The following is a 12,063-nucleotide window of genomic DNA, read 5'->3' as shown; positions in this document are numbered from 1 at the left end:
TACTTTGCTGATCCATACTCTTCATGGCAGCGTGGAACCAACGAGAATGCCAATGGCCTCTTACGTGAATTCTTCCCTAAGAAGACCGATCTAGCTCAAATACCAGAAGAAGATTTAGAGTTAGCCTTGCATTTAATTAATCATCGCCCAAGAAAATGTCTTGGTTGGAAAACTTCATACGAAGCGTTTTGGGAAGAAGTGTCGCAGTTAGATTGACAAACCGTCAAATCAAAACGGGAAAATATTAGGGAAAATTAACAGAGAGTTGCAGGGAAATTACGGTCAGCCTGCAGTTAATATTTCTCGTTCTGCTTTGCATCAAGTTCTTGTGGAAGAAGTTGAACGGAAGGGGATTGTGATCCACTATAATAAAAAGGTTGTAAACATTATAGATGATTCAGGCAAACAGGTAGCCGCAAAGTTTGAAGATGGGAGTTTCGTAGAAGGAGATTTTGTCATTGGAGCAGATGGTATACATTCCAAGACTAGAGAATCTATACTCCCAGATGCTCCAAAACCTGCTTATACTGGACTGCAGTGGATTGCTGGTTTCGTTCCACAGACAGAAGTACCTTCCATTGACAAAGATGATCATAAACTTTACATGATTTTTGGTCTTAAAGGATTTTTCGGTTACGGAAATTTTAGCAGGAAACATGCTACTATAGGCTGGTGGTATAACATTGTTAAAGAAAAAGAAATTTCAAAAGAAGAGTTATCGTCAGTTTCTAATGAAGAAGTCAGGAGAGAGCTTTTGGAAATCTGCAAAGGATGGAACGATCCTGTGGAAGAACTTATTTTAAATACTCCAAAATTAATAAGAGGGAATGTGCATGATATCCAATCTTTGCCTTCTTGGCATAACAAAAGAAGGGTAGTACTGATTGGGGACGCTGCACATGCAGTCAGTCCCAATTCCGGACAAGGTGCCTCGCTTGCTCTTGAAGATGCAAGTTACCTAGCAAAACTTATTATGGATAAGCAAGGGTCTCTGAGTGAAGTGTTTGAGCAGTTTGTTCATGAACGTAGGCCTCGAGTTGAAAAAATAATAGCTGAGGGAAGAAGAAGCGGAGACAATAAAAAGGAAATGACACCGGTCTCCGCTTGGATCAGAGACCGAATACTGTCGATCATATTCCCGCTGTTTGCAGATAGAGGAAACCGCTGGAAATATGAATATAAAATAGATTGGAATGAATAGCTGAGTCTGTGATGAAGGTTAAACTGTTATGATGCAAAAGGAGAAGTAATATGAGTTAAGGCACCTTCTTTCTTGAAGGTGTTTTTATTATGGTTACTTAACCATTTAATATTGGAATATTTAGTGGATGTTACTACTGCTTACGGGGGTAGTGACTAGGCACTTTTACTTATGTAACAAAACACTAAAAGTGCAGTACTTAAAGTGAGAATTGATCAGTATATTATATATTACTGGTCTACCAGTTCAGTAAATATTTCCTCAATGGGGTACAAGTATACTTTTAAAACAAACTACTTCGCTAACACGCAAAACAATTGGAGGGAGTTTCCATGAAAGCAATTGTATACACGAAATACGGAGGACCTGAAGTTCTTCAATTAAAAGAGGTGGAAAAGCCTATTCCAAAAGATAATGAAATCCTGGTTAGGGTATACGCCACACCAGTAAGTTTCGGAGATATATTAGCTCGTTCATTTAATGAACTCTCTCCTAGCCAATTCTCGATGCCCTTTCTCTTTTGGATTCCTGCAAAAGTAGCTTTTGGTATTAGCAGACCTCGAAAAAGAATTTTGGGAAGTGAGTTCTCTGGAGAAGTGAAAGAAGTAGGCAAAGACGTAAAACGATTTAAACCAGGTGATCAAGTTTTTGGATATCTCGGGCAAAACTTTGGTGCATATGCTGAATATTTATGTGTGCCTGAAAAAGGAATCGTAACGATAAAACCTTCGAACCTTTCATATGAAGAAGCTTCTACCATTCCTTATGGGGCAATAATGGCGATAAATTTGCTTAGAAAAGTAAATGTTCAGCCTGGGCAAAAAATCCTTATTAATGGAGCTTCAGGAGGAATAGGTTCCGCAGCCGTTCAGCTTGCAAAGTACTTTGGTGCAGAAGTTACTGGGGTATGCAGCACACCAAGATTAAAATTAGTAGAATCACTTGGGGCTGATAAGGTAATAGATTACACGAAAGAAGATTTTACGGAAAATGGGGAAACTTACGATCTTATCTTTGACATATTAGGCAAGAGTTCGTTTTCAAGGTGTAAACAATCCCTCCGGAAAAACGGCCGCTACCTTTTAGCTAGCTTTAAAACAAAACAACTATCTCAAATGCTATGGACGTACGTTGTTTCTAATAAAAAAGTTATTTGTGCATTAGCACTGGAAAAACGCGATGATTTAATTTTTATAAATGAGCTTATTGAAGCTGAGAAGTTCAAAACAGTGATTGATAAGTGTTACCCGCTGGAAAAAATCGCAGACGCTCACAGCTATGTAGAGAAAGGAAACAAAAGAGGAAATGTAGTGATAACTATAAATTAAAGTTTCTGATGTGTACCTTTTTAAGGCTCAGAGCACAATGCTCTGAGCCTACATATCCTCAAAAGTATCAACGGTCTTCTTCTCATCTTCATCCCGTAATTCTTTGAGAACTTGGGAATAGTATTTATAGGTGGTATCGATATCTTTGTGTCCCAACTGTTCACTCACATAGTTAGTGGTTTTGGCAGTTCTTGTGGTGAAATTAGCCAATAAATACTACACTATCGTTGTTGCTCATAGTTCCATTGTATATTTTTTCCGAGTGAACAAACCAACTTTTTTTAGGCTTTGTCTAAAATTTACGAGAAAAGTAAAACTGAATATTCCGAATGTATTTATACAATACTAGTGATAATAATATTAAAAGAAAAAGTGTGGTGTATAATAATTGAATGCCGAATTGATAGAGAAGGTTGAAAAAATAGTAGGTGAAAAAAATAGAATGATCAAACTGGATGAACAAGGATGTACTTCTGAAGTTCATCAGATTATTACAGAAAATGGTTCCTATTTACTGAAAAGTTCATTTGAAGAAAAATATAAGGAATGGTTGATGACTGAGGCTCTTGTATTAGAAAAGTTAAATAACAATAAGCAAATTCCAGTTCCTAAATACTACGGTTTTATCGAGGATAAAGTTGGAAGTCATTTAATAATATCATTTGAGGACGGAATTACGTTAACTTCTGCTTTAAACCAAGCGAAAAATCTAACAGAAAAGAAATCGTTAATTAGGAGTTTTGGACACTTTCTTCATCATTTTCATGAAAAAAAGCAATTGCAACAATTTAAAAGAGAGAATGATTGGCTTGAAGAGCAACTTGTGAAGGCACAAATTTATGTGGAAAAAGGACAAACAGAAGGCAACTTAGAATTGTTAAATCAATTAAAGTCTGATAAACCTCTACCAGTTCAACAAACTATGATGCATGGTGATTGCACAACAGATAATGTGCTTGTTTTTAATGGAGAGGTACAACTTTTTATTGATGTATCGGGTATGACAGTCGGAGACCCTCGATATGATGAATCCCTAGCGATTGAAAGATTTATTAATAATCCTGAATACATAAATGCCTTTTATGAAGGATATAAACGTTATAAACTTACAAAAAAGGAATTTCAGTATTTTGAAGGGTTATATGAGTTTTTCTAAGGGTATTTTCATGTAAGGAGGACATATGGAGAAGAATAGATATTCGTTAAAGTTACGGTTTTTGGCTATAGTGATAGACTATCTAGTAATTTTATGTTACGGCATACTATTAGGAATTATCTCTTATTTATTACAGCCACTTTTAATACCTTTTTTTAATGATAGTCCCTATGTAGCGCAAATTACGGGTTTTATATTAATTACTTTACCTGTACTATTATATTTTATTTTACTTGAAGCTTCCAAATATAAAGGAACCATTGGAAAAAGGGTATTAAAGCTCGAGGTCTTAACAAATAATGGGAAACAAATTGGATTTATTCGAGCCATTTTACGTTCAGTAGTAAAATTTTTACCTTGGGAGTTAGCACATTTTGCTATTTGGAGAATTTATTTACCATCATTGGTCCCGGATACAGTAATAATGGTGACTTTAATAAGTGTAAACGTATGTATATTGTTGTACATAGTCCTTCCGTTTTTGAATAGTAGAAGAAAGTCAGTCTATGATTGGATTGCTGGTACAGTAGTAGTGAAGTCATTCTAATTATTGATCATTAATATTTTTTTGAATGGGTGTGAAGTAATTTCACACCCATTCATTTTGTACTGCATAGGTTGCATGCGAGTACATAGGAGAGGCTAAATTAATAGATAACGAGGAAGCAAGGGGACTGATTTGCTTCCTTTTTGGATAACTATTGGTTTCATCATAATTGGATTTGTTGTTCTCGTTTCTATGAAAAAAAGTATGGAAAGTAAGCTCGATTTTATAAAAGCAAATAAGGAAAGCGAGGAAAGTTCAATAAAAGCTAAATCTTTAGTTTGGTGGATGAGTACCGCAGCTTGGGGCATAGAGAGTATCCTTCTTATTGTTTTGTCGTTTCATAATCACTTATTAGATAAATTATATTTTAAGGATTTTATTGAAAGACTTTTCGTTCTATGTTAATATCTACGTAACCGGTTACGTAACTAGGAAGAAGGATATAATTATGACCTATACGATCAAAGATGTAGCCCAAAAAGCAAATGTATCAACAGCAACAGTTTCTAGGATACTGAACGACCAAGGTGGTTATTCAGAAAAGACAAAAAGAAAAGTACTTAATGTTATTCAAGAATTAGATTACTATCCTAGTGGGGTAGCAAGAGGATTGACTAATAAAAGAACAGATACCATTGGTGTATTAGTCCCAAACTTAACAAGTTCTCTAATTACTGAATTTTTGAATGGAATTGAGTCAGTTGCGCACAAGATAGGATCGAGTGTTATCGTATGTCACACAGAGTCGCATGGTATCAAAACTATGAAATATCTGCAACTATTACATGAAAAACGAATCGATGGTCTTATTTTAGTTAGTACAGCACTGAAAAAAGAGTATTATGATTATATCGTAAAAATGAGAGTTCCAGTTGTTCTGTTGTCTGCTTATTCAGAATTTCCCGTCCCTTACGTTACAGCGGATGACTACGAAGCTGCGTACACAGGGACCAAGCATTTAATACAAAAAGGTCATAAGGATATTGGGATGATTAGTGGAAATAAAGAAGAATGGATTGCCGGTAACCTTATTCCCAGAGTAGAGGGATTCAAAAGAGCTCTCTCTGACCACAACATACCTTTTAATGAAAGTTATATTGAGTATGGGAAGTTTTCTATCGATGATGGAGTAACAGGACTCAAAGTTTTGTTAAATCGGGTACCCGGTCTTACAGCTATTTTTGCAGAGAATGATGAAATTGGTATGGGTGTCTTGTCTGCAGCTTATAATTTAGGTATTAAAGTTCCTGAAAAATTATCCGTTATTGGCATGGACGATATAAGTTTATGTAAGTTTATGTCTCCGCCGCTGACATCCGTTTCACTATCTCATAATGAAATGGCAGAAAAAGCTGCAAATCTGATGTTTAAAATGATTAACTCGGACACAGAAGTAAGTAATTGCATCCTTAGTCATCAAATTATTGAGAGACAGAGTGTACGCTCGCAATAGTCTCTCTTTTGGAAATACGTAACCGGTTACGTGGCAATTAATTAACCAATAGAAATATTGGTAGGGAACACAGGTAATTTTTTTGTATTGTTACGTAACCGGTTACGTAAATTTACTCGATCAAAGTATAAAGAATAATAAGGTTTTAATGTGTTGGGTCATTTTATTTTTCTGTTTTGCGTAACCGGTTACGTAAAATGCGACTATTGAAAATTAGGAGTGTATGATTTATGCAGAAAAAATGGTGGAAAGAAAGTGTAGCTTATCAGGTCTATCCAAGAAGTTTTAAAGATAGTAATGGAGACGGAATTGGTGATCTGCAAGGAATGATTCAAAAACTTGATTATATTAAAAGTTTAGGTGTAGATGTGATATGGATATGCCCAATGTATAAGTCGCCTAACGATGATAATGGTTACGATATATCCGATTATCAAGATATTATGGATGAATTTGGTACGATGGAAGATTTTAACCAATTGCTAGAAGAAGTTCATAATCGCGATATGAAATTAATTATTGACTTAGTAATAAATCATACTAGTGATGAACATGATTGGTTTATTGAGTCCCGATCTTCTAAAGATAATCCGAAACGTGATTGGTATATTTGGCGGAAAGGGAAAGAAGATGGGAACCCACCTAACAATTGGGAGTCAATTTTTAGTGGTTCGATTTGGGAATATGATGAACAAACTAACGAATACTTTATGCACTTATTTTCTAAACGACAACCTGATTTAAATTGGGAGAATCCAGAAGTGCGTCAGACATTATACGATACAGTGAATTGGTGGCTAGATAAGGGGATAGATGGTTTCCGTATTGATGCTATTTCACATATTAAAAGAGAGCCTGGATTCCCTGATTTGCCTAATCCCAAAAAGCTAGATTGTGTACCTGCAGCAAAATATACAACCAATGTGAAAGGGATTGAGAAATTTTTAAGTGAGTTCTCAGAAAAGACAGTTAAAAACTATGATGTAATGACTGTTGGTGAAGCTGGTGGTGTAACTGTCAAAGATGCAGATTCTTGGGTAGGAGAAGATAATGGTTATTTTAATATGATCTTTCAGTTTGACCATGTAGCGTTATGGGATAAGGGGAAAGAAAATACAAAAGATCTATTAGGCTTTAAAAAAGCATTAAGTAAATGGCAAGTTGGACTAGAGGGAAAGGGATGGAATGCTTTATTCTTAGAAAATCATGATTTGCCTAGAAGTGTTTCATGCTGGGGTGATGATGAACGTTATTGGAAAGAAAGCGCAAAGATGCTTGCAACAACTTATTTCTTAATGCAAGGTACTCCTTTTATCTATCAAGGACAAGAAATTGGAATGACAAATGTCCAGTTTAAGAGCATCGAAGATTACAATGATGTAGGAATGCTAAATTTTTATCATGAAAAACGTGAACAAGGTGAATCTCACGACGATTTAATGAAAATAATTTGGGCTCAATGTCGAGATAATTCCCGGACACCAATGCAATGGAATACGGACAAAAACTCTGGTTTCTCTACCACCAGCAATACATGGCTAAAGGTGAATCCAAATTATATTTCTATTAATGTCGCAGACCAATTGGAAGATGAGGATTCAATTTTAAATTTCTATAAAGATCTTATAAAACTAAGAAAAGACAATGAAGTTTTTGTTTACGGGTCTTATCAGTTATTACTACCTGATCACCCTGAAATATTCGCTTATTTACGTGTTTTAGACGACAAAAAGGCATTAGTTATCTGTAATATGACCGAAAAAGTAATTACAGTTGAGCTACCAGATAACCTAAAATACGATGAGTCTTCACTTATTCTAAAAAATTATAAAAAGCAAAATGGTAGTTTATCAAAAGAATTAAAGTTTAGACCTTATGAAGCTTGTGTGTACTCATTAATTTAAAACAACTTAGGGGGAAATAAAATGTTCAAGACCAAATTAATAACATCTAGTTTTGTAGTGATGTTAGTACTATCAATAATTTTGACAGCTTGTGGACCGCAACGTGACACAACGGTGATCGAACAGGAAGCAAGTAATGGCGAAGCGCCAGACAAGCCAGAAGAACTGACTTTCTGGGCATGGGATGATGTTATTTCTACATTCCAAGTTATCGGAGATAGATATACAGAAGAAACAGGCATTAAGGTGAACGTAATAGATGCTCAAAATGCGGACCTATCCCTAGATGCACCTGCAGGGAAAGGACCTGATTTATATTACGAAACACATGACCGCATAGGTGATTCTTATTTACAAGGCGTAGCATCGGAATTGACATTAACAGAAGAACAATTAAGCGGATATGAAGAGTCTGCAATAGAAGCGTTTACGTATGAAGGTAAATTATTAGGAATCCCATCATCAGTTGAAACGATTGGGTTGTTCTATAATAAAGAACTTGTCCCTGATGCCCCTAAGACAATAGAAGATATTACAAATATTGCAGCAAGTTTAACTAATGCTGAGAAAGATGAGTATGGATTTTTAAATATCACATCAGATTTTTATCCAACGTTCCCTTTTTTAACTGCAGCAGGTGGGTATGTTTTTGGAGAGAGTGAAGAAGGTGGATTTGATACGAGTGATATTGGATTAGCATCTGATGCAGTAGTAGAGGGAGCAAATTTAATTCGTTCTTGGCATGAAAGTAATTATATTCCTAGAAGTGTTACTTACGATGTTATGAATGGATTATTCCGTGATGGTAAAGTAGGAGCTATTATTTCAGGTCCATGGGGAATCCCTGATTTTAGTTCTGGTTTAGGTGATAACTTAGCAATTGCCCCACTGCCAACATTTAATGGAAATCAACTACAATCGTTTTTAGGAGTAAAAGGAATGGCTATCTCAGATTATAGTGATAACAAATATTGGGCGACAGATTTTGCATTATTTATGTCCAATCCTGAAAACTCTAAGTTTCTGTTCGATGAACTTCAGCGCATTCCGGCACGGGGTGATGTAACAGTAGACGATAAGCTATATCAAGGAATTCAGGAACAGATACAATATGCTGTCCCAATGCCTAATATACCTGAAATGGCCCAAGTTTGGAATCCGATGGGTGACGCATTAGTGTTCATTTCTCAAGGGGAAGATCCAAAGGAAGTATTAGAAGAAGCTGTAGCTAACATAAAAGAACAAATCTCACTTTTAGATGGAAGTAACTAATTTTCTAGAGAGTATGGTGAAAGAATGCATTAAGCATTCTTTCACTTTAGATTGCCAAAGGCAGGTGCAAGTTTATGAATAAGGAAAAACATAATCCAACGATAGCAACTACGTTATCTATCATTCCTGGATTAGGGCAAATGTATAACCGTCGTTTCTTGAAAGGAACAATTTTTTTTCTGTTATTTATCGCGTTTATAATGACCTTTTATCAATTTTTAAATATAGGATATTGGGGCCTTTTAACTCTTGGTGAAGTTCCTAGATTAGATGATTCGCGTGTCTTACTCGCTCAAGGGATTATTTCTCTTATCATTACAGGTTTTGCATTGACTTTTTATATATTAAATTTAATGGATGCGTATAAAGATGCTGTGAAACTTCAGAAAGGATATCGCCCTACTAGTTTAAGAGAAAGTTTTAAAGATGGTTGGGATAAAAGTTTTCCATATTTACTTGTAGGTCCTGGACTATTCTTATTAGTATTTGTTGTTGTATTTCCATTACTATTCATGGTCTTTTTAGCTTTTACGGATTACAACCTATATAATTCTCCACCGAGAAACTTATTGAATTGGGTAGGATTTGATAACTTTACTTCTTTACTGACAGTACCAATTTGGCGTAGTACATTTTTAAGTGTTCTCTCTTGGACAATTATTTGGACATTAGTAGCTACTACCTTACAAATTGCATTGGCTCTAATATTGGCAATATTTGTTAATGACCCAAGAATCAAGTTTAAAAAATTTATAAGAACAGTATTGATTTTACCATGGGCTGTCCCAGGGTTTGTTACTATTTTAATTTTCGCTGCACTGTTTAATAATGACTTTGGTGCAATCAATCGTGACATTCTAATACCACTTTTTGGCCAAGCTATTCCATGGATGACGGATCCATTCTGGGCGAAAGTGGCACTTATAGGTATTCAAGTTTGGTTAGGTTTTCCTTTTGTATTTGCTATCTTCACGGGGATATTACAAAGTATTTCCAAGGATTGGTACGAAGCGGCGGATATGGATGGAGCTTCTAGCTGGCAGAAATTTAGAACTATAACATTTCCTCATGTAATGTTTGCAACAGCGCCATTACTAATCATGCAGTATGCGGGGAATTTTAATAACTTCAATATAATTTATCTCTTTAATCAAGGTGGACCTGCTGTGCGAGGACAGAATGCTGGTGGTACGGACATTTTGATTTCATGGGTCTATAATTTAACCTTTGAAACTCAAAATTACAATATGGCCGCTGCAATTTCAATCATTATCGGGTTGTTTATTGCTACATTTGCATTTTATCAATTCCGACGCACACGTTCCTTCAAGGAGGAAATGTAAATGTCTAGAAAAACAAAAAGCAATTTACAAGTAGCAGGGATGTATGTATTTATTGGGATCGTCTTTGTAGCTATATTATATCCATTAATGTGGACAATTGGTCTATCGTTAAATCCAGGAACAAGCTTATATGGGTCATCAATGATCCCTGAAAACTTTTCATTTGTTCATTATCAGTGGCTCTTTTTTAATCCTGCTAGTGACTATTTACTTTGGTACAAAAATACATTAATTGTTGCGGTAATTACATCTATTAGCGCTGTAGCAGTTGTTTCTCTTATTGCATATGCTTTTTCAAGATATCAATTTATAGGAAGAAAGAATGGCATATACACCTTCTTGCTACTACAGATGTTTCCAGTTCTTATGGCGATGGTTGCCTTATACATTCTTTTAAACATGGTCAACTTGCTAGATTCGTTAACTGGTTTAATTTTGATTTATATAGGTGGAGCAATTCCAATGAATGTTTTCTTGGTAAAAGGGTATTTTGACACCATCCCTAAAGAATTAGATGAGTCAGCGAAAATTGATGGAGCTGGGCATCTTAGGATTTTCTTTACCATTATGTTGCCATTAGCAAAACCTATTTTAGCAGTAGTGGCTTTGTTTAACTTTATGACCCCATTTATGGACTTTATTCTTCCAAGTATCATTTTGCGAAGTCCAGAAAATTATACTTTAGCCTTAGGTTTATTTAATTTTATTAATGAACAATTTGGTAATAACTTTACTCGTTTTGCTGCTGGGGCGGTTCTAATTGCAATACCTATCGCAACTGTCTTTTTGTTCCTGCAACGATATTTAATTTCAGGACTAACATCTGGTGCTACAAAGGGGTAGTCAGGGAATAAGAATTTTTATAAATTGTTTAATTTCGTTTAAAGGAAGACATCCCAATTATCAGTGAGTAGAAGGTTTATAACAGTTTATTTTTAGGGAAGTGCTAATAAGATAAGTAAAAGCAAGGGGATACTCCTTGCTTTTTTTAGTATGAGAAGAATTTTAACGCAGATTACTTTATATTATCGGGTAAACTGGGGTGTGTTGATATGGAAGTTATCAAATGGAAGAACTTTAGAAGCGGTAAGAGAAGAAATATTATCAGAGTAAGGTGCTGGGAGTGTAAAAAATAGAAATAGAAGAAATAGAAAAATTAGAAACCTATGCAAATTATTTAAACTAGACTGAGCCTGTAAAAACTTTAACAATATGTAGAACACCTAAGACAATTCTCGGCAACGATGATGTAGTAATAAGTATTCCTTTTGTAGAACCTTCGTCATTCACTACACCATTTTTTGCGTGAATATTGAAAGGTGATGGCAGAAGCAGCTTACTTATGTATAGAGTAATGTCTTCTTATCTTGTGTTGGGGAGAGTTTGAATAAAAGTACTGTGGTAAAAGTGTATAGCGCACAAATGATAGTTGCTATTCGTATCTAATTATGATAGATTATTAAACCTAGCCGCAAAAATTAATTTTAAATCAACTATTGCGCAGAATCATTTATTGTGATATATTATTTCTTGTCGCTACGAGCTGTTGATTGGTTCGTAACGAGTTGCGAAAATAACTTTTGAAAAGTTGTTGCGCAGAACGAAACGTTATGTTATGATAATGAATGTCGCTGATGAAACAGCGGTTAACGAGTTCTTTGAAAACTGAACAAAAGCCAAGCGAAATAGAGATACATGATATCTCGTTAATTTCTAAAAGTGATTTACTATGATCACACAAAGTATCGTTAGCGATACATTTTGAGCTAATCAGCTTACCATTTTTATGGAGAGTTTGATCCTGGCTCAGGACGAACGCTGGCGGCGTGCCTAATACATGCAAGTCGAGCGGACTGATT

The 12,063-nt window shown here is 35.3% G+C and carries 11 protein-coding genes and 1 rRNA gene; all 12 read left to right on the top strand.

All coding sequences use genetic code 11. From position 1 onward, the window contains the following. Positions 1-216, top strand: a 216-nt coding sequence (locus AC1FXP_RS23065) for an IS30 family transposase (RefSeq protein WP_480064268.1), incomplete at its 5' end; no start/stop codon positions are given. 49 nt (positions 217-265) lie between these two features. Further along, positions 266-1,201 (top strand): FAD-dependent oxidoreductase, encoded by a 936-nt coding sequence (locus AC1FXP_RS23060; protein ID WP_480064267.1) that lies wholly within the window; start codon positions 266-268, stop codon positions 1,199-1,201. Between the two features lie 332 nt (positions 1,202-1,533). Next, on the top strand, positions 1,534-2,529 hold the full coding sequence (locus AC1FXP_RS23055) for an NAD(P)-dependent alcohol dehydrogenase (protein ID WP_480064266.1): 996 nt from the start codon (positions 1,534-1,536) through the stop codon (positions 2,527-2,529). Positions 2,530-2,917: 388 nt separating this feature from the next. Beyond that, the gene (locus AC1FXP_RS23050) at positions 2,918-3,685 is read left to right on the top strand and encodes an aminoglycoside phosphotransferase family protein (RefSeq protein WP_480064265.1); all 768 of its coding nucleotides are present in this window, start codon (positions 2,918-2,920) and stop codon (positions 3,683-3,685) included. A gap of 25 nt (positions 3,686-3,710) precedes the next feature. Further along, positions 3,711-4,232 carry an RDD family protein gene (locus AC1FXP_RS23045; RefSeq protein ID WP_480064264.1) on the top strand — a complete coding sequence of 174 codons (522 nt, stop codon included), beginning with the start codon at positions 3,711-3,713 and terminating at the stop codon, positions 4,230-4,232. Between the two features lie 132 nt (positions 4,233-4,364). Next, on the top strand, positions 4,365-4,637 hold the full coding sequence (locus tag AC1FXP_RS23040) for a hypothetical protein (RefSeq protein ID WP_480064263.1): 273 nt from the start codon (positions 4,365-4,367) through the stop codon (positions 4,635-4,637). Between the two features lie 43 nt (positions 4,638-4,680). Then, positions 4,681-5,685, top strand: a complete 1,005-nt coding sequence (locus AC1FXP_RS23035) for a LacI family DNA-binding transcriptional regulator (RefSeq protein ID WP_480064262.1) — start codon at positions 4,681-4,683, stop codon at positions 5,683-5,685. A 230-nt stretch (positions 5,686-5,915) separates the two neighbouring features. Then, on the top strand, positions 5,916-7,589 hold the full coding sequence (locus tag AC1FXP_RS23030; RefSeq protein WP_480064261.1) for a glycoside hydrolase family 13 protein: 1,674 nt from the start codon (positions 5,916-5,918) through the stop codon (positions 7,587-7,589). Positions 7,590-7,610: 21 nt separating this feature from the next. Then, a complete protein-coding gene (locus tag AC1FXP_RS23025; RefSeq protein WP_480064260.1) occupies positions 7,611-8,861 on the top strand; it encodes a sugar ABC transporter substrate-binding protein in 1,251 nt (416 codons plus the stop codon). Positions 8,862-8,935: 74 nt separating this feature from the next. Beyond that, entirely contained in the window at positions 8,936-10,204 is a 1,269-nt protein-coding gene (locus AC1FXP_RS23020) for a sugar ABC transporter permease (protein WP_480064259.1), read from the top strand. After that, positions 10,205-11,047 (top strand): sugar ABC transporter permease, encoded by an 843-nt coding sequence (locus tag AC1FXP_RS23015; RefSeq protein ID WP_480064258.1) that lies wholly within the window; start codon positions 10,205-10,207, stop codon positions 11,045-11,047. A 940-nt stretch (positions 11,048-11,987) separates the two neighbouring features. Then, positions 11,988-12,063, top strand: a 16S ribosomal RNA gene (locus tag AC1FXP_RS23010); the annotation flags it as partial.

It is taken from the genome of Halalkalibacter sp. HAAS-P013 (genome assembly GCF_056619925.1).
This window is presented reverse-complemented; position numbering and strand designations above follow the sequence as displayed.